Origin of the sequence: Maribacter sedimenticola (genome assembly GCF_900188415.1) — a bacterium.
Taxonomy (GTDB): domain Bacteria; phylum Bacteroidota; class Bacteroidia; order Flavobacteriales; family Flavobacteriaceae; genus Maribacter; species Maribacter sedimenticola.
Genome location: NZ_FZNV01000002.1, coordinates 867999 through 887040, shown reverse-complemented (window position 1 = coordinate 887040; position 19042 = coordinate 867999). Strand labels below are relative to the sequence as shown.

Here is a 19042-nt window from a genome sequence, read left to right as displayed (position 1 = left end):
AACGCTATTGAGCACTTATTTTAATAAGGAAATTATTTGTTCTGCCAGTTCAAGGCCTATTCTTTCTTGTGCTTCTAGCGTTGCTGCGCCAATATGTGGGGACAACGAAATACTTGAATGCATCAATAATCGCATTTCTGGATTTGGTTCTGATTCATAAACGTCCAAACCGGCAAATGCCACGGTGCCGTTCTCCAATGCTTCTACCAGTGCCACCTCATCCAATACGCCACCACGAGCGGCGTTAATGATTCCTACACCTTGTTTCATCTGGGAAAACTCCGCTTTACCCAATATATAATCCTGTTGATCCGGTACATGGAGAGAAATGTAATCAGATTGTTTCAAAAGTTCTTGCTTAGGTGTATTCTGCAAGGTAAACGCTACTTGTTGGCCATCATAAAAAGATAGATTGATCTGTGCACTTTCTACCTCTGGATCACAATAGACAACTTTCATGCCCACACCTAAGGCTATACGTGCTGTAGCTTGGCCAATATTGCCAAAACCAAAGATGCCCAAAGTCTTACCGCGTAATTCTGTTCCTTTTGAATAAGACTTTTTAAGACCTTTAAAATTAGTGTCTCCTTCAAGGGGCATATTTCTATTGGCATCATATAAAAATCTAGCTCCACCATATAAATGTGCAAAAACCAATTCTGCCACAGATTCTGAAGAGGCAGCAGGAGTATTGATTACATGTATACCCTTTGCCCTTGCATAGTCTACATCAATATTATCCATACCAACTCCACCACGGCCAATTAATTTAAGGCTTGTGCACGTATCAATAACATCTTTTCTGACCTTGGTGGCACTTCTGACCAACAAAGCATCTATATTATTGTCATTTATAAAGTTGATCAGTTGTTCTTGGGCAACCGTTGTGGTCAAAACTTCCATCCCGGCCTTTTCCAAAGCTTCTATCCCATTTTTGGATATACCGTCATTTGCTAAAATCTTCATTTCTTTTTAATCATTTAATTATAGAGTCCGTACATCCTTTATCGACATCTTCAACAACTTTTTGAGAACTATCCCTTACGCTCCATTTCACTCATTACGTCCACTAATACACCTACACTTTCCAAAGACAGGGCATTGTACATACTAGCCCTATAACCACCAACGGAACGATGACCGTTGAGCCCATTAATACCTGCTTCTTTCAATAACGTTTCAAAAGTGGATTTTAAACTTTCATCGGTCAGGTTAAAAGTAGCGTTCATTATGGAACGGTCCTCTGTATTTGCATATCCTTTAAATACCGGATTTAAATCTATTTCCGAATAAAGTAAGCGTGCTTTTTTCTCATTAATCTCTTCAATGGCCGCTATACCGCCAAGTTTTTTAAGCCATTCCAAAGTCAACATGGAGGTATAAACTGCAAATACAGAAGGTGTGTTGAACATACTGTCCTTGGAAATATGTACTTGGTAGTCTAGCATTGAAGGTATTGTTCTGGAAACCTTGCCCAGTATTTCCTCTTTTACAACTACCAATGTGGCACCTGCTGGGCCCATGTTCTTTTGGGCCCCGGCATATATCAAATCAAATTTTGAAAAATCCAATTGTCTTGAAAAAATATCGGAACTCATATCACATACCAAGGGGGCATCCGTTACCGGAAATTTTTTAAACTGCGTACCGTATATGGTATTGTTTGATGTTATATGTAGGTAATCCAATCCTTTAGGAACTGCATAGCCTTTTGGTATATACTTATAGTTTTCATCTTTTGATGAGCCAACTTCAACAACTTCACCATATAGTTTGGCTTCTTTAATGGCCTTATCGCTCCAAGTACCGGTATTTAAATACCCGGCCTTGGTCTCCATTAAATTATTGGCTACCCTTAAAAATTCCAAACTGGCACCACCTTGTAGAAATAAGGCTTGGTACCCTTTATCCTTAAGGTCTAAAAGTTCCAATGCCAAGGAACGTGCATTTTCCATTACAGCAACAAAGTCTTTGCTTCTGTGAGATATTTCTATGAGAGACAATCCGGAACCATTAAAATCCATAACGGCTTCCGATGCTTTTATAATAACTTCTTTTGGTAAAATACAAGGACCTGCGCTAAAATTGTGCTTTTTCATTTTGGATGTAATTTAGGGAAGCAAAGGTCAGGATTTTTTCAATAATCAGCGATATTGAAATGTATTTAATTCGTTAGGTTGCCAACAGGAACTCAACAGTATCCAAACCATCTGCATAATCCGTTAAGGAAGGTGTCTGCGTTGTACCAAATGCCACTTCAGCATCCAGAAAATTAGAGGATACTATGCATTGTATTTTTTCACTGTCTGCACTCAGCCTTTTTTGTAATTCAGCAGCATCTTCATAATACTCATAAAATAAGGAGGCTATAGGGGATGCATAACTTTCATCTTCTTTTAGGATAAGAAATCCGTTGTCCAATATCTTAAATTCGCTCATTAGGTACACGGCCTTATTGTAGTCATAATTGTTCGCGTACTTATTATGGTTGATAATCTCGTTGTAATTGAACATTGCCTTATAAAATTGATCGATCTCATAATTTTTAGGAAGGAAAATTTTTGAGACACTCCTGCAACCTAGTCCAAAATACCTAAAAATATCTTCTCCTAGGGCGGTCAGTTCCTTGTGCGATTCCTTTCCACTTAAAACGGCAACAGAATTTCTGTTCTTTCTGATTATATTGGGTTTTTTGCTAAAATAGTACTCAAAGTACCGTGCTGTATTATTGCTTCCTGTTGCTATAACCGCATCAAAATGGGTTAGGCGCTCTTTGGTAAAAACAACCTTTTCCTTAAAATAGGGCTCTATGGAGCTTAAGTATCGTATTAGTAAAGGAATCAGTTTTTGGTCGCTACTAGACAGTTTCACCAATGCCTTGTTGCCTGTTACCAGAACGGACAATAGATCATGAAACCCCACCAAGGGTATGTTGCCTGCCATAATTAAGGCTACCGTCTTTTTTTGGTTACGTTCAAGATCATAAGTGCTTAACCAGTTCTCCAGATTTGGTTGTGTAAGCGTATTGCCCCAAGTGCTAAAGGCATGAATACAGTTATCCTTGGTGAACCATCCGTTATAATGATGGGCCATTTCAACCTCGGTCCTGAATATCGAAAACCATTCATCATCAGTAGTGTCCAATCTATTTCCGGATTCAATATATTCACAAAATGATCTTAAAAAATCACCAAGTTTAACAAAAGCTTTGATAGTAAGGTTGTGATCGCTCATTATATTTGTATACTAATCCACTAGGAATTACCTTTGTGCAAAAATAAGCATGCCCGTTCTTTTTTGGGCATTTTAATGTAGAAGAAATTATGGCGATTATAATAACCGATGAATGTATTAATTGTGGGGCCTGTGAACCAGAATGTCCAAATACTGCGATATATGAGGGTGCGGATGAATGGAGGTATAGTGACGGCACCTCATTAGAAGGGGAAGTTGTATTACCCAATGGAAAACAGGTTGATGCAAATGAAGTACAGGAACCTATTAGTGATGAAGTATATTACATTGCTCCGGACAAATGTACCGAGTGTATGGGCTTTCACGAAGAACCACAGTGTGCAGCTGTGTGTCCGGTTGACTGTTGCGTTCCGGACGATGACCATGTAGAATCTGAAGAGGTGCTATTGGCCAAACAAAAATTTATGCACCCGGAAGATTAATATATTTTTACCAATATTGGTAAAGGCTGCCTGTAAGGGCGGCCTTTTTTGTACGTATTAATTTATATGTGCTATTTATAGCGGTGCGAACTACACCTACTATTAGTTATATTTTTTTATAAAATACCATGTGATTTCACATTGATTCATATAACACAAAAAAAAGGCCACCTATGCACAGGTGGCCTTTTCAAAATAAACTAACTCAAACTAGAACTTATAGTTCAACGAAAGGTTGAACATGGTTCCTAATTGGCTAAAGTGGTATCCATCATATGTCATTTGAGAATACCGTTGGTTAAATGTTATTAAGTTAGACTGATTCTGTACTTGTGCAGGATCGGCCAAAATATCGTCTCCGGCTGCGTTTTTGGATTTGAAGCTCCATTCTGGTAGAACATTCAAAATATTATTGATGTTCAATGCCAATGTCAACTTATCCGTAGCGCTGAAATTAACTCCTAAATCAGTAACAATTTTTGGTGTAAACTCGGTAAAGATATTATTGTCCATACCTTGTTGTTGAAAGGTAGTCTTACCAAAATAGGTGTTGTTCAAAGAGATGCCGAATTTATTGATATCGTAGTTTGCACCTAAAATCCATTTTGTCTTTGGACGAGAAGTGAAGAACAAAGCTTCTTGAGTCTCGTTAACTACAGATTGTCCAGAATTGGCAACCAAAGGAACATCTTTTACAGGTCCGTCTCTTTCATTCTGTATGGTATAGTTTCCAGAAAGGTTTAGGTCAAGACTTCCAGCTCCTAAATCAATTCCTTTATATGCCAATACTACATCTATACCAGAAGTTTTAGTATCAATAGCATTGGAAAAGAAGCTAACATCGCTTAAGTTGTTATCGGCCAAAAGGATATCCAACGGATTGTTAGCGTCACCACTTGGACCAATTTCAGAACCTAAAACAATTCTATCCTTAACGGCTATATTGTAATAATCCAAGGTATAGCTGAACTTGTTTGCTATTTTGCCTCCAAAACCTACTGTAAAGTTTGTAGATGTTTCAGCATCCAATTGTGGTATGCCTAAAAGTTTTGCCTGTGTAGATACGTTGTTGATCAACCCACCTACTTGAATACCTTGTCCAGGTACAAAACTGTACTGTGCTTTCTGGGTATAGATTTGGTGTAGGGTAGGAGCCCTGAAACCAGAAGAAATAGACCCCCTTAAGGTAAATGCGTCGTTTACCTTATATCTTGAACTGAACTTATAAACGAATGCATTACCAAAATCCGAATAATTTTCAGTTCTTATGGTACCGCTTAACAAAAACGCATCAGTCACATCATAATCCAAACTTAAGTATCCACCAATATTGTATCGGTTAAATTTACCTGAGTTTTGTGGAGAGGCTCCTGCAAATGAATCTGCACCACCACCGTCATAAGAGGCTAGTTCACCTTCAATAACTTCAAAGGTCTCTGTTCTAAACTCTGCACCAACACCAATACTCACTTTGTCAGAAAGTAACCTGGAAATATCAATGTTACCTACATTGTGCGTAAACTTAGTTCCTCCCGGATCAAAGGATTGTTGACTATTTTCCCTGTATAATTGAGAGCCTTCGGTAATTTCACCATCATCCACAGAACCGTTACCATTTGCATCTACCCAAGTAGATGGGGAATATACCACATTTCTGTTATGGGATTGGTTTACCTTATATGTCTGCAAGTTGCCACCAGTGGTAAAACTTGCATCTATATTCCAATCGTTTATGGTGGATTTAAAACCAACAGTACCATTATAATCGCTTAAAAGGCCTTCAAAAGTTGGTACGTAACCATCATATCCATTTGGGGTATTAGGATTGTTTCCAGGAAAGAAATCAGCTAAATAAGGAAAATCCTCAACCGTTCTCCAATAAGGTGTTCTGTAGTTGGCAAAACTATTTACGGCCTTGTATACATAGGCTGCATTTGCGTATAATGAAGTATTCTCACTTAAATCATATCCAAAGTTTGCAGAAAATTTGGCTGCTGCGGTTTCCGGTGACCCGTTAATGTTACCGGCATCTGGTCTTCTGGAAAGGAATGACTGTACATCGGCAATATCAGCTCCAAAATCTGCCGCTTCACCAGCTGCATTGACCGTACCCGGCCTATTGGCCAAATTAACCTTTGAAAAATCTACCGTATAGTTTACGAATCCTTTGTCATCTGCTATGGACGAACCGTTATTAACCGCAACACCGAACATTTCACCATCTCCTTCAGAGGTAATTCCTGTTCTAACAGTTGCAGACCCTTCATTTGGGGAATCTTTTAAAATAATGTTCATTACACCTGCAATTGCATCAGAGCCATATTGGGCAGATGCACCATCTCTAAGAATTTCAACTCTTTTGATCGCATCTGTAGGTATTGCGGAAATGTCCGCTCCTGTCTCACCACGACCTGGTGAAGTTTGTGTGTACAATAACGCACTTAAGTTTTTACGTTTGCCATTAATCAATATCAATGTTCTACTTGGGCCCATATTTCTAATTTCATAAGGGTCTAATAATGAAGTTGCATCGTTAACAGGTGTTTGCACCGTGTTAAATGAAGGTATTCTATATTGAAGCGCTTTATCAAAAGTAACCTGTCCGGTAGAATTTAATTCTTTTACACCAACAACGTCAACAGGTAAGGGAGTATCCGTATTACTTCTTGGTGCTGTTCTTGATCCTACAACAATAAATTCATCCAATTGCATACCTTCTGTCAATTGCACGTTGATTGTGCTCTTGCCCGCAGTGGCTATTTCCTGTGTAGCAAATCCTATATAGCTAAAAACCAACTTGGTGTCATCTGTAATATTTATGGAATAATTACCGTCAAAATCTGATGTTGTACCGTTGGTAGTACCTTTTTCTACGATATTTACACCTGCAAGTGGCATACCTGAGGCATCCGTTACCTTACCTGTAATCGTATTTTGCACTTCTTCGTTAAGTGTTAGTGCGGAAAGGCCGTTCTTATATGAATCAACCTTCAATACTTTGGCACGTTCATTTTTTTTATGATAAACTACATAATATTTATTGCCCAGATATTCAAAATCAAAACTTGTTTTACGCTCCAATTTATTTATAATCTTGTCCAATATTGGAAATTTATATTCCTCAGGGTTTAAACTGGTACTGGCTACCAATGTAGGATTATAGGTGAAAAATACTTCGTACTTTTCACTGATCTCGTTTAAAAACTCGTCTAGAGTCACCTCTTTGTCGAGCTTATTAGCTGCTGTCATATTAATACTACTTGAAATAAGCAGTACTGCAAGCAGTGTTTTCATTAATTTGTTCGTTCTCATAAATAGTATAGTTTTAGTTATTAATAGGGTTTTCTGTTACTTGTAAAGTGTCGTTTTTATGAATAATTCTAGTGCCGGTCGCTTTTTCGATCGCCGCTATACAAATTTTTAGGTTTTGGTTAGGAATACCTCCGGATATAGGAATATTCTTTAATGAGTCATTGGAATAAAGCACTTTAATACCATACGTATTTTCTATGTTGAACATAACTTCCTTTAAAGGAATTTCATTAAAAGCGTAAGTGCCACCCCTCCATAGTGCATAAGGTGTCTTAACGGAAACTTTTTTATGGATAAGATTTTCGCTTTCCTTGGAAAATGATACCAGCTCTCCCGGAATCATTTTGGTTACGGTACCGTTGTTGAACTCCAAATGTATAGACCCTTCGTCTAGGACTACATTGGTTTTTTTCTTTCTTGTGTTTACATGGAATTGCGTACCTAAGACCTCTACCTTAAGGTCTTCCGTTAGTACCCAAAATTTGGCATTGGTGCTCGGAATGGATTTTACCTTGAAATAGGCCTCACCATCCAAAGTAATTAATCTAGGATTATTTTTATTATAGGATATCTTGGAATTACCGTTCAAAACTACAGAGGTGCCATCTGGTAATTTCAAATCAATAATTTCCCCAAAATTTGTTTTATGTGTTGTAGTGTTGTAATTATTGAACAATGATAACCCGTTCCAGCTTAAAAGTATTAGGAAAATAGCTGCCGTTGTCAACAAAAAAATCTTTTGGGACGAGCGTAAAGATTTTTTTGGCTTTACCGCGGGTTCTTCAATGGCTAATTTTGGCAAGATTTTGGCAAGCTCATGATCAACCTTTATTTTATCTGGATATTGTTGGACAAAACTTACACCTAGTATAATAGATTTAGCGCTTTCTACTGTTTCTATATGCTGTGGATTGTTCCTAATCCAAAGATTCCAGTATTCTATATCATTCTTGTTAAGCCCTCTGGCCCAATTTTCAAACGAGGCATCTTCTAGGAAGAAAGATAAATTAAGGTCGTTGTTTTTCATTTAATAGGGTGTTCATACTTAAGAGTGTTCAATCTTAATTATATACCCTATTATTTTTAATTTTTTTTCAAAATTGTTTTAATCTGTTGATTTTCAGAAGATACGCGTAGTTTTTTCATTGCCTTTTGTAAGGTGTTCAGTACGCTTTGATAATTCATGTCCATAACTTCTGCAATGTCCGTTATGTTCATTTCACTATAATATTTTAAATAGATAACTTCTTTTTGTCGCGGAGATAATTGATTGATCAGGCTGTTTAGGGTGCGGGTACATAAAAATTGTACCTCTTGATGAATGGAAATCTCTTCAGCAGAAAAATTAAAGTTTGTCTTGAATAATTGTGCTTCTGAAATAGGTACATTTTTTTGATTGCTCTGCAATTGCTTAATTAATCTTCTTTTAAAGGATACAAATAAATAGGCCTTTAAATTTTTAATGTTCCTTGGTTTATCCCGTTCCTCAAACAATTGTATAAAGAAGTTTTGAAGACAATCTTCCGTTATTGCAGGGGAACTGCTAATCTTTGTTCCATATACATGTAACTGTGGATAGAATTTTTTAAAAAGTAACGAAAACGCATTGTGCTCGCCTTTTTTAAAAAAATACCATAAGGTTTCATCAGAATGTAATTCCATAATTTTCCACGTATTCTGGCCACAAAGTATAGAATTTTTTCTTAAAAAGTGTTAATTGTGTGTATTTTGTTCTGCCTATGGCTAAAAAGTTTGACTATTAATCAAAATATTAGTAAAGGTTTTTTTGGAAGTTTAGCAGTTGTTTAGACTTTAAAATGTTCAACTAAAAACTATATTTGCACCCTTGAAATATTCTTTATTATGAAAGCAGGTATTGTAGGATTGCCCAATGTTGGAAAATCGACTCTTTTTAATTGTTTGTCCAATGCAAAAGCGCAAAGTGCAAACTTTCCATTTTGTACTATTGAGCCTAACATTGGTGTGGTCAATGTACCCGATTCTAGGTTGGAAAAATTAGAGGAGCTGGTTAATCCAGAAAGGGTGTTGCCCGCTACTGTAGAAATTGTAGATATTGCAGGGTTGGTTAAAGGAGCTAGTAAAGGAGAGGGGTTAGGGAACCAATTTTTAGGGAACATTCGTGAAACCGATGCAATTCTCCACGTACTGCGTTGCTTTGATAATGATAATATTGTTCATGTGGATGGTAGCGTTGACCCTATAAGGGACAAGGAAACCATTGATATGGAGCTACAATTAAAAGACCTGGAAACCGTAGAAAAAAAGCTTGAAAAAGTTAAAAGGGCGGCAAGGACCGGTAATAAGGATGCCCAAAAGGAAGAGGCTGTGCTTCTTTCCGTTAAAAACGGTCTTGAGGCAGGAACATCCGTTAGGGCAATTAAAATTGATGATGAGGCTAGGGCAGAATTTGTTAAACCCCTACAATTCATTACCGACAAGCCTGTTATGTATGTTTGTAATGTAGATGAAGATGCGGCCGCTACCGGTAATGACTATGTAAATAAGGTAAAAGAAGCCGTTGCCGCAGAAAATGCAGAAGTAATTTTTCTAGCTGTTGGCACGGAAGCGGATATTACGGAGCTTGAAACTTATGATGAGCGCCAAATGTTTTTGGAGGACTTAGGGCTTGAGGAGCCAGGTTCTGCAAAATTGATCAGAGGGGCTTACAAATTATTGAACCTTGAAACCTATTTTACCGCAGGTGTCAAAGAGGTCCGTGCTTGGACTATTCCTGTTGGCGCTACAGCACCACAAGCGGCAGGAGTTATCCATACCGATTTTGAGAAAGGTTTTATTAGAGCGGAAGTTATTGCTTATGACGACTACGTTGCTTATGGAAGTGAAGCAAAAGTTAAAGAAGCAGGTAAAATGAGAGTTGAGGGCAAAGAATACATTGTTAAAGATGGTGATGTAATGCATTTCCGTTTTAATGTCTAGGTTTCATAAATCATAAGACGGTCCTGCAATAACTTAACTTCTTTTTCCAAAGAATATATTTTTTGTAACATATTGTTTAAGGTCGCTATACCTTCCAGATTAATTCCAAGGTCGTTACGTAGTCTATGAATACGTTCAATTTCTACAATTTGTTGGGGTTGAATATATTTCTTGTGCTCAATATGTTCTATCTCTATCATTTCAAATTCTAATAGGTCTTCTATAAATTCAAGTGGTGTCTGGGTGCGTTCGCAGTACACTTCTATTTGTATATATCTACTTGTGTCCATATTATTTTAATTCTGATAGTTGTTTAAACAATTCTTTTTCTTTTTGAGAAAGGTTGGTTGGCATAGTTATCTTATAGGTGATGTACAAATCTCCATGCAAACCTTTCTTCTTATAAACAGGCATTCCTTTTCCTTTTAATTTTACCTTGGTATCGTTTTGCGTTTCTGGTTTTACCTTTAATTTTACCTTACCGGTCAAAGTATGTAATTCTATAGTGCTACCTAAAATGGCATCATAAAGAGTAATTGATTCATTTTTATATAAATCATTGCCAACTCTTTTAAAATCGGTATTATTTATAATTTCAAAAGTTAAATATAAGTCGCCTTTTGGTCCACCGTTCACACCTTCGCCACCGTAACCTGTAATTTTTATTGTTTGTCCGTCTTCTACACCAGCAGGTATGTTGATTCTTATTTTCTTGTGCCCAAGATCCAAGGTTTGCTTTTGATCCTCTAAGATATCCAGTAGGTTTAGCTTTAACGTTGCGTTTAGGTCCTGGCCTTTGAATTGGGTTGTTCGTCTACCGCCACCACCACTAAAGCCTCCACCGCCAAACATTGATTCAAAAAAATCAGAAAAATCTTCAGTAGACCCTGTATTGCCGGTATAGGTTCTTCTATTACCTCCCGGGGAATTACGTTGTTGCCGTTTGGCCTGCTCAAAGGCTTCTGCATGTTCCCAATCTTTGCCATACTCATCATACTTCTTTCTTTTTTCAGGGTCGCTCAATACTTCATTGGCTTCATTGACCCTTTGAAATTTTTCTTGGGCACTTTTGTCATTTGGGTTTAAATCTGGATGTAATTTTCGGGCAAGCTTGCGGTAGGCTTTCTTTATTTCAGCCGGTGTGGCTTTCTTGTCTATTTCAAGAATTTTGTAATAGTCTATAAATTCCATAAGTGTGATATATGTATTTAAAAGTAAAAAATGGTTTATATTTTTACAATGACTTATATCATTAAAAACTGACTCATTTATTTTGATTTTTATCGCAATTATCGAAACCTGATTTTGTATAATGGTAGTGGCTATCAACAATAAAGGAGTTTTTATTGTTAATTACTTTAACAGTTAGGGGTTTTATGTTTTGTCCAGTGGCATTATCTTTAGCAACACTTTCATAAATTTTTTTTTCATGTCCCAAGACACTACTAAATATACAGAAGACAATATACGCTCGCTAGATTGGAAAGAACATATCCGATTAAGGCCTGGTATGTATATAGGTAAACTGGGAGATGGCTCATCTGCCGATGATGGTATTTATATACTTTTAAAAGAGGTTATTGACAACTGTATTGATGAATTTGTCATGGGTGCGGGTAAAACCATTGAAATCTCAATTAAGGATAAAGTGGTCAAGGTAAGGGATTATGGTAGGGGCATACCTCTTGGTAAGGTGGTAGACGTAGTTTCCAAAATGAATACCGGTGGAAAATATGATAGCCGGGCCTTTAAAAAGTCAGTAGGTCTAAACGGTGTAGGTACAAAAGCGGTTAATGCTTTGTCTAGTTTTTTCGAGGTACAATCTTCTAGAGATAATCAGGTTAAAACAGCTCAGTTCAGTTCTGGTAATTTAGAGAACGAAATTGGTCCTGAAGAGTCTTCTAAAAGAAAAGGTACAAAAGTTACCTTTATTCCTGATGAGGCGATATTTAAAAACTATAAATATAGAAATGAGTACGTGGAACGCATGCTCAAGAACTATGTATATTTAAATCCAGGTTTGACGATTGTCTTTAATGGGGAGAAATTTCATTCTGAAAACGGATTGAAAGACCTTCTCGAGGACAATAATAATATGGAAGACTTGCTTTATCCTGTTATACATTTAAAAGGAGAGGATATTGAGGTAGCACTGACCCATAGCAAGACACAATACAGTGAGGAATATCATTCATTCGTCAATGGACAACATACCACGCAAGGAGGTACACACCAAGCTGCATTCAGGGAAGCTATCGTTAAGACCATTCGTGATTTTTATGGTAAAAATTATGATGCATCGGATATAAGAAAATCCATTATTTCCGCAATTTCCATAAAAGTTATGGAGCCGGTTTTTGAGAGTCAGACCAAAACTAAGCTAGGGTCAACGGATATGGGAGGAGATTTTCCTACCGTACGTACCTATATCAATGATTTTATTGGTAAATACCTAGATAACTACCTTCATAAAAATACGGAGACGGCAGAAAAGCTACAACGTAAAATTATGATGGCCGAGAAAGAGCGCAAGGAGCTTTCCGGAATACGAAAGTTGGCTAGGGATAGGGCCAAAAAAGCCAGTCTGCATAATAAAAAATTACGCGATTGCCGAGTGCATTTAAGTGATATGAAACATGACCGTAGATTGGAAAGTGCCTTGTTCATCACAGAGGGTGATTCCGCATCTGGATCAATTACTAAATCCAGAGACGTAAATACGCAAGCGGTATTCAGTTTAAAGGGTAAACCTTTGAACTCCTATGGTATGTCCAAGAAAATTGTATATGAAAATGAAGAGTTCAATCTGTTGCAAGCGGCATTGAACATAGAGGAGTCCATTGAGGATTTACGTTATAACAATATTATTATCGCGACCGATGCCGATGTGGATGGTATGCACATACGGTTGTTATTGATTACTTTTTTCTTACAGTTCTTTCCGGAACTTATTAAGGAAAATCATTTGTACATTTTACAAACACCATTATTTAGGGTACGCAATAAAAAGGAGACCATTTATTGCTATAGTGATGAAGAGCGTCAACATGCAATCAATAAGTTATCCGGAAAACCGGAGATTACAAGATTTAAAGGATTGGGGGAGATTTCCCCAGATGAGTTCAGGCATTTTATAGGTGAAGATATAAGGTTAGAGCCCATTATGTTGGACAAGGCCATGTCCATAGAAGAATTGTTAAGTTTTTATATGGGTAAAAACACACCCGACAGACAAAAATTTATTATAAACAATCTTAAAGTTGAAGTTGACTTAATTGAAGATAAAGTAATATAAACTAAGAAAATACGATTACTTCTGAATGGAAGAAAATGACGATTTGAACGAAGAAATTAACGATAATCTTTCTGAGGATAATAGTGTAAATACTGAAAATTCCGAAGCGTTGACCAGGGTATCTGGCATGTATAAGGATTGGTTTTTGGACTATGCATCCTATGTAATTTTAGAGCGGGCGGTTCCTGCAATTGAAGACGGATTTAAACCCGTGCAGCGCCGTATTATGCACTCGTTGAAGGAATTGGACGATGGCCGTTACAATAAAGTGGCCAATGTAGTTGGTCATACCATGCAATATCACCCCCATGGTGATGCCAGTATAGCAGATGCCATGGTGCAGATCGGACAAAAGGACCTGTTGATAGATACTCAGGGAAACTGGGGTAATATTCTAACAGGTGACCGGGCCGCGGCGTCTAGGTATATTGAAGCACGGTTGTCCAAGTTTGCACTGGAAGTAGTGTTCAGTCCCAAAATAACCGAATGGCAGGCATCATATGACGGCAGAAAAAAAGAGCCTGTAAATTTGCCGGTAAAATTTCCCTTGCTATTGGCGCAAGGAGCAGAGGGTATTGCGGTAGGTCTTTCTACTAAAGTATTGTCCCATAATTTCAATGAACTTATAGACGCTTCCATAAAGCATTTAAAAGGGCAACGATTTAAGTTGTTTCCAGATTTTCCTACGGCGGGTATAATAGATGTGACCAATTATAACGATGGTTTAAGAGGTGGAAAAATTAGGGTTCGTGCAAAAATATCACAGTTAGATAAGAATACGTTGGTAATCAATGAGATACCCTATGGTACTAATACTGGTAGTTTAATAGATTCTATTCTAAAGGCCAATGAAAAAGGGAAGATAAAAATTAAGAAAATTGAGGATAATACCGCAGCGGAAGTTGAGATATTGATTCACTTACCTGCCGGAATATCTCCAGATAAAACCATAGACGCCCTTTATGCCTTTACGGCCTGTGAATCCTCTATTTCACCCTTGGGTTGTATTATAGAGGATAACAAACCATTGTTCATAGGTGTTACTGAAATGCTTAAAAGGTCTACGGATTCTACCGTTGATCTGTTAAGGCAGGAACTTGAGATTCAATTGAACGAGCTTGAGGAACAGTGGCATTTTGCATCATTGGAACGTATTTTTATTGAGAATAGGATATATCGTGATATAGAGGAAGAAGAAACTTGGGAGGGAGTCATCAGTGCCATTGCCAAAGGACTGGAGCCATTTACCAAACATTTAAAGCGTCCTGTAACTGAAGAAGATATTACTAGGTTAACGGAAATACGTATTAAAAGAATTTCCAAGTTCGATTTGGATAAGGCGCAACAACATTTAGAAAGCCTTCAGGAGCGCATTGCAGAGGTAAAACACAACTTGGCAAACTTAGTGGAGTTTGCTATAGATTATTTCAAAAATCTTAAGGAAACCTATGGTAAGGATAGGGGTAGAATGACGGAGATTAGGGTTTTTGATGATATTGAAGCCACCAAAGTAGTCATACGTAATACCAAACTTTATGTAAATAGGGAAGAAGGTTTTGTAGGTACATCCCTTAAAAAGGATGAATACGTGACCGATTGTAGTGATATTGACGATATTATCGTCATTACCAATGAAGGTAAAATGATGGTATCCAAGGTGGATTCAAAATTATTTGTAGGTAAGGGTATTATACATGTGGCCGTATTCAAGAAAAAAGACAAGCGTACTACATATAATATGGTCTATAAGGACGGAAAAGGTGGACCTACTTATATAAAACGATTTAATGTCACCAGCGTAACCAGGGATAGAATATATGATTTAACAACGGGTAAAGCCGGGTCTCAGGTTTTATATTTTTCTGCCAACCCTAATGGTGAGGCGGAAATTGTTACCGTTTTATTGCGCCAGGTAGGTAGTATCAAAAAATTGAAATGGGACGTAGATTTTTCAGATGTACTTATAAAAGGTAGGGCTTCAAAAGGTAATATTGTCACTAAATATTCCGTAAAGCGTATAGAGCTAAAGGAGAAAGGGGTTTCCACGCTAAAACCAAGAAAAATTTGGTTTGATGACGTGGTACGAAGGTTAAATGTTGATGGTAGAGGTGAGTTATTGGGTGAATTTAAAGGGGATGACCTGCTATTGGTCATCAACCAAAAAGGTATAGCTAAGACATTCTTGCCGGTCCTGACCTCACATTTTGACGATGATATGATCGTATTGGAAAAATGGATTCCCGAAAAGCCGATATCGGCCATTTATTGGGAAGGTGAAAAAGAACGATTTTATGTCAAAAGATTTCTAATAGAAAACGAAAATAAGGAGGAGATGTTCATTTCAGAGCATCCAAAATCCTATTTGGAATTGGTGTCGACAGATTGGAGACCAATGATAGAAATTGAGTTCCCTAAGCCAAGAGGCAAAGAAGCAAAGGAAAGTGAACAGGTTGATTTAGAAGATTTTATATCTGTTAAGGGGATAAAAGCTTTAGGTAACCAATTAATAACTGAAAAGGTGAAGAGCATCAATAGCCTTGATCCTTTGCCCTATGAGCCCGTTGAACCCCAAAAGCCAGAAAATATTGAAGTGGTAGATGAGGAAGCCGTAGGGTCCAATGACAATATCGTTAAACCAGCGGACGGAAAAGAACTTCCGCCAGAAGAACCCAAAACACTATTTGATTAATCGGAATTATGAAGAATTTTTTTCAAGAGTTTAAAAATTTTGCTGTTAAAGGCAATATGATAGACCTTGCTGTTGGTATCATTATTGGAACGGCATTCAATAAAGTGGTTAGTACCATTGTGTCTGCCATCATCATGCCCCCTTTATCTTTGTTGACGGATGATGTAAATCTATCCAATAAAAAGTGGGTGTTAAGAGAGGCTACGGATACTGTTGAGGAAGTTGCTGTAGGGTATGGGGAACTAATAGAATCCTTAATTGATTTTGGAATAATAGCCTTTACCATTTTTGTAATGGTAAAGTTTATCAATAGATTCAAGGAAAAATCGGAAGATCCGGCTAACAAAGAGGTGGAGACACCAAAAAATATTGCGTTATTGTCAAGTATGGAGAGTCTGCTTAAGGAACAAAATGAACTTCTTAGAAAACAAAAATAGCACGTTTGTTCAATCATTAATTTTGCCTATTCATAAATAGGCACATAAGATTAGACAACTTATAGAATGGAAGCTTTTATAACTATCTTTACCTAAATTTTTTGATTAATGGATTTTACCAACCCTCTGGTATACGGTGCGCCCGCTTTTATAGCCTTTATTTTATTGGAACTTACATATAGCAAAACCCATGGGGACGATGATCTCTATGATTGGAAGGATTTTGCGGCTAGCAGTGTAATGGGCATTGGTTCTGCAATTATTGGACCTTTGTTAAAAGTAGTTTTGTTAGTTGTACTTTTTGAGTATGCCTATGAACTTTTTAACCCTTTGGTAGATGGCGTTAGGACCAATATTATGGGGTATAAGTCTTTTGGTTATGCTTGGTACGTTTGGTTGCTATGTCAATTAGCAGATGATTTTACCTATTATTGGTTTCATAGGGCCAATCATGAGATACGTATTCTTTGGGCTGCACATATAGTACATCATTCATCAGATAATTTTAATCTAGGTACGGCTATCCGAAACGGATGGTTCACTTTATTGTACAAGCCGTTCTTTTATGTTTGGATGCCAATTATTGGTTTTCCAGTAGAAATGGTCGTAGTGTGTTTGGCAATTGAATCCTTTTGGCAATTTCAACTACATTCCCAATATGTTCCTAAAATGGGCTTTATCGAGAAAATATTCAATACGCATACGATGCATCAGGTTCACCACGCTCAGAATGTGGAATATTTGGACAAAAACCATGGAGGGTTTTTAAATATTTTTGATAAAATGTTTGGAACTTGGAAAGAATATGATGAAGAAATAGATGTTAAATTTGGAGTAATCCATGCGCCTAATTCCAACAATCCAATTGTAATCTTAACGCATGAGTTTAAGGATATTTGGGCGGATGTTAAAAAATCAAAAAAGCTAAGTCATAAATTAATGTATATTTTTGGGCCTCCTGGTTGGAGCCATGATGGCAGCACAATGACCGTTAAGCAACAGCAGCGGTTGTTCAAAGAGCAAAAGGAAGCCAATCCTAAGGTGGCTTTCAATAGGCCAAATTAATACTATTGGATACTTAAAAAAAAGGAGGCAAATCGCCTCCTTTTTTTAGTTGAGAGTTTACGGATTGTTATACTTCCCAGCCTTCTCTGTATTGCCTTCCAACAAATTGGTTGGCTTCTTCCATATTGGTAATTCTCATGTTTTCACCGTCCCATAGTAATTTTTTACGTGCAAAAAATTCTTTTGCGCCTTCTGAGTTTTCTCTTTGTAGCATATAGCTTCTAATGGCCAAGTTGCCCATGAGTACAGTTTCTGTCATAGGACCGGCATAATCAAATGAAGATGTAAGCCCTAAATGTTCCTCACTTCCAAAACCAGCTTTGCAGGCATCTACCCACTTGCGTTGATGTCCATATTCCGGTTCAAGGTTTTCTTCCGTTTCAGGTCCAAATTCAGTAGTACCGTCATTTAAATAAAGTTTGGGCATTAATGGCGAACTGTCATTGATATTTGTGGAAATAATACCTTTCTCTCCAATTATCAATACTCCATTGGCGCTGCCTTTACCGCCAATATCGTCATTTGCCGGTATAATATCCGGGTGTGATGGACGTATGCCACCATCGCTCCAAGTCATTTCAATGGGTGATTTTGATTTTTCCGTGGCATCAAAATGTAAGGTTATAAAAGAGGAAGGAGGGCAGCCTTCCGGGTAATAATCCGGAGTCCACATTTTTGAAAAGACAGAAGCTACACTGCACTCTGCATCTTTTGGATATTTTAAGTTCAGTGTCCTAAACGGTATATCAATTAAATGGCATCCTACATCGCCCAATGCCCCTGTACCAAAATCCCACCAGCCCCTCCAATTAAATGGGTGCAGATTTGGTATGTATTCTCTTTCCGTTGCAGGGCCTAACCATAAATCCCAATTTAATGCGTCTGGTCTTAAACTGGCGTTAGGTTGTGGCATTTCAATACCCTGTGGCCAAACAGGTCTGTTTGTCCATACCTGAACTTTGGAAATTGCGCCAATTTTATCGTCATCTATCCATTGTTGCACCATGCCCAATAGTGGATTGGAGCCTCCTTGGTTCCCCATTTGGGAGACTATTTTATTGTCCCTGGCCATTTGCGTCAATGCCCGTGCTTCCTTAATGTTGTGGGTCATTGGTTTTTGAACATAAACGTGTATACCTCTTTCCATTGCCCATTTTGCGGCAGGTCCGTGTACATGGTCCGGAGTTGAAATTGTTACCGCATCTATATTTTTCTTTTTATCGAGCATTACCCTAAAATCGTCATATAGTTTTGCTTTAGGGAAATTTTCAACACTCTTTGCGGCGCTTCCTGAGAAATCAACATCGCATAAGGCAACTACACGTTCCCTGCCATTTACGGAAGCATTTTTAATATCGCTGATGCCTTTACCTCCAGCGCCAATGGCCGCTATATTCAAACGGTCGCTTGGAGCAAGAAAACCGGGTCCGCCAAGGACATGTCTTGGTACTATAAAAATTGAGGAGGCCAAAGCGGATTTTTTTACAAAATCCCTACGGTTAAAACCTGCGGATTTTGGTTTGTTGTTGTTTTTCATGGTTGGATTTGTTTTGCGTTGAAATAAGTATATCCAATATACGCAAAAGACCCTTGTAAAACAATTGTGATA

The 19042-nt window shown here is 37.6% G+C and carries 15 protein-coding genes; 6 read left to right on the top strand and 9 right to left on the bottom strand.

Going from position 1 to position 19042, the window contains the following annotated elements; translation table 11 throughout:
* Positions 1–15: 15 nt before the first annotated feature.
* The 3 genes from CHB68_RS09025 to CHB68_RS09015 all read right to left on the bottom strand — a co-directional run bounded on the left by CHB68_RS09025 (position 16) and on the right by CHB68_RS09015 (position 3234).
* Positions 16–966: a D-2-hydroxyacid dehydrogenase gene (locus tag CHB68_RS09025; RefSeq protein WP_089260502.1), complete on the bottom strand. Its 951-nt coding sequence runs from the start codon at positions 964–966 to the stop codon at positions 16–18.
* 68 nt (positions 967–1034) lie between these two features.
* Positions 1035–2099 carry a 3-phosphoserine/phosphohydroxythreonine transaminase gene (gene serC, locus CHB68_RS09020; RefSeq protein ID WP_089260501.1) on the bottom strand — a complete coding sequence of 355 codons (1065 nt, stop codon included), beginning with the start codon at positions 2097–2099 and terminating at the stop codon, positions 1035–1037.
* Between the two features lie 73 nt (positions 2100–2172).
* Entirely contained in the window at positions 2173–3234 is a 1062-nt protein-coding gene (locus CHB68_RS09015; RefSeq protein WP_089260500.1) for an acyl-CoA reductase, read from the bottom strand.
* Between the two features lie 89 nt (positions 3235–3323).
* On the opposite strand from CHB68_RS09015, the gene CHB68_RS09010 reads away from it, so the two are divergent.
* Positions 3324–3677: a 4Fe-4S dicluster domain-containing protein gene (locus tag CHB68_RS09010; RefSeq protein WP_089260499.1), complete on the top strand. Its 354-nt coding sequence runs from the start codon at positions 3324–3326 to the stop codon at positions 3675–3677.
* 210 nt (positions 3678–3887) lie between these two features.
* On the opposite strand, the gene CHB68_RS09005 is transcribed toward CHB68_RS09010, so the two are convergent.
* The 3 genes from CHB68_RS09005 to CHB68_RS08995 are packed head-to-tail and all read right to left on the bottom strand — an operon-like array spanning position 3888 to position 8651.
* The gene (locus CHB68_RS09005) at positions 3888–6989 is read right to left on the bottom strand and encodes a TonB-dependent receptor (protein WP_262494233.1); all 3102 of its coding nucleotides are present in this window, start codon (positions 6987–6989) and stop codon (positions 3888–3890) included.
* 13 nt (positions 6990–7002) lie between these two features.
* The gene (locus CHB68_RS09000) at positions 7003–8016 is read right to left on the bottom strand and encodes a FecR family protein (RefSeq protein WP_089260498.1); all 1014 of its coding nucleotides are present in this window, start codon (positions 8014–8016) and stop codon (positions 7003–7005) included.
* 56 nt (positions 8017–8072) lie between these two features.
* Positions 8073–8651: an RNA polymerase sigma factor gene (locus tag CHB68_RS08995; protein WP_089260497.1), complete on the bottom strand. Its 579-nt coding sequence runs from the start codon at positions 8649–8651 to the stop codon at positions 8073–8075.
* 201 nt (positions 8652–8852) lie between these two features.
* Here CHB68_RS08995 and ychF point away from each other — a divergent pair, with 201 nt between their 5' ends.
* Positions 8853–9947: a redox-regulated ATPase YchF gene (gene ychF, locus CHB68_RS08990; RefSeq protein WP_089260496.1), complete on the top strand. Its 1095-nt coding sequence runs from the start codon at positions 8853–8855 to the stop codon at positions 9945–9947.
* Here ychF and CHB68_RS08985 read toward each other — a convergent pair.
* Entirely contained in the window at positions 9944–10237 is a 294-nt protein-coding gene (locus CHB68_RS08985) for a chaperone modulator CbpM (RefSeq protein ID WP_089260495.1), read from the bottom strand. The two genes, ychF and CHB68_RS08985, sit on opposite strands and share 4 nt — an antisense overlap.
* 1 nt (position 10238) lies before the next feature.
* The gene (locus CHB68_RS08980) at positions 10239–11138 is read right to left on the bottom strand and encodes a DnaJ C-terminal domain-containing protein (RefSeq protein WP_089260494.1); all 900 of its coding nucleotides are present in this window, start codon (positions 11136–11138) and stop codon (positions 10239–10241) included.
* A 238-nt stretch (positions 11139–11376) separates the two neighbouring features.
* Between CHB68_RS08980 and CHB68_RS08975 the strand changes: the two genes are divergently transcribed.
* From CHB68_RS08975 to CHB68_RS08960, 4 genes are all read left to right on the top strand, one after another.
* Entirely contained in the window at positions 11377–13242 is a 1866-nt protein-coding gene (locus CHB68_RS08975; RefSeq protein ID WP_089260493.1) for a DNA topoisomerase IV subunit B, read from the top strand.
* 25 nt (positions 13243–13267) lie between these two features.
* Positions 13268–15931 (top strand): DNA gyrase/topoisomerase IV subunit A, encoded by a 2664-nt coding sequence (locus CHB68_RS08970; RefSeq protein ID WP_089260492.1) that lies wholly within the window; start codon positions 13268–13270, stop codon positions 15929–15931.
* Between the two features lie 8 nt (positions 15932–15939).
* On the top strand, positions 15940–16368 hold the full coding sequence (gene mscL, locus CHB68_RS08965) for a large-conductance mechanosensitive channel protein MscL (RefSeq protein WP_089260491.1): 429 nt from the start codon (positions 15940–15942) through the stop codon (positions 16366–16368).
* A gap of 108 nt (positions 16369–16476) precedes the next feature.
* Positions 16477–17433, top strand: coding sequence for a sterol desaturase family protein (locus CHB68_RS08960; RefSeq protein ID WP_089260490.1), 957 nt, complete (start codon positions 16477–16479; stop codon positions 17431–17433).
* 67 nt (positions 17434–17500) lie between these two features.
* Here CHB68_RS08960 and CHB68_RS08955 read toward each other — a convergent pair whose 3' ends face one another.
* Positions 17501–18970 carry a Gfo/Idh/MocA family protein gene (locus CHB68_RS08955; protein WP_089260489.1) on the bottom strand — a complete coding sequence of 490 codons (1470 nt, stop codon included), beginning with the start codon at positions 18968–18970 and terminating at the stop codon, positions 17501–17503.
* Positions 18971–19042: the final 72 nt, after the last annotated feature.

Bases quoted from the DNA above. Each gene is read 5' to 3' on its own strand.
- serC (WP_089260501.1), bottom strand. From the start codon at position 2,099: ATGAAAAAGCACAATTTTAGCGCAGGTCCTTGTATTTTACCAAAAGAA.
- CHB68_RS08985 (WP_089260495.1), bottom strand. From the start codon at position 10,237: ATGGACACAAGTAGATATATACAAATAGAAGTGTACTGCGAACGCACC.
- CHB68_RS08955 (WP_089260489.1), bottom strand. From the start codon at position 18,970: ATGAAAAACAACAACAAACCAAAATCCGCAGGTTTTAACCGTAGGGAT.
- CHB68_RS08975 (WP_089260493.1), top strand. From the start codon at position 11,377: ATGTCCCAAGACACTACTAAATATACAGAAGACAATATACGCTCGCTA.
- ychF (WP_089260496.1), top strand. From the start codon at position 8,853: ATGAAAGCAGGTATTGTAGGATTGCCCAATGTTGGAAAATCGACTCTT.
- CHB68_RS08960 (WP_089260490.1), top strand. From the start codon at position 16,477: ATGGATTTTACCAACCCTCTGGTATACGGTGCGCCCGCTTTTATAGCC.
- mscL (WP_089260491.1), top strand. From the start codon at position 15,940: ATGAAGAATTTTTTTCAAGAGTTTAAAAATTTTGCTGTTAAAGGCAAT.
- CHB68_RS09025 (WP_089260502.1), bottom strand. From the start codon at position 966: ATGAAGATTTTAGCAAATGACGGTATATCCAAAAATGGGATAGAAGCT.
- CHB68_RS09010 (WP_089260499.1), top strand. From the start codon at position 3,324: ATGGCGATTATAATAACCGATGAATGTATTAATTGTGGGGCCTGTGAA.
- CHB68_RS08995 (WP_089260497.1), bottom strand. From the start codon at position 8,651: ATGGAATTACATTCTGATGAAACCTTATGGTATTTTTTTAAAAAAGGC.
- CHB68_RS09005 (WP_262494233.1), bottom strand. From the start codon at position 6,989: ATGAGAACGAACAAATTAATGAAAACACTGCTTGCAGTACTGCTTATT.
- CHB68_RS09000 (WP_089260498.1), bottom strand. From the start codon at position 8,016: ATGAAAAACAACGACCTTAATTTATCTTTCTTCCTAGAAGATGCCTCG.
- CHB68_RS08970 (WP_089260492.1), top strand. From the start codon at position 13,268: ATGGAAGAAAATGACGATTTGAACGAAGAAATTAACGATAATCTTTCT.
- CHB68_RS08980 (WP_089260494.1), bottom strand. From the start codon at position 11,138: ATGGAATTTATAGACTATTACAAAATTCTTGAAATAGACAAGAAAGCC.
- CHB68_RS09015 (WP_089260500.1), bottom strand. From the start codon at position 3,234: ATGAGCGATCACAACCTTACTATCAAAGCTTTTGTTAAACTTGGTGAT.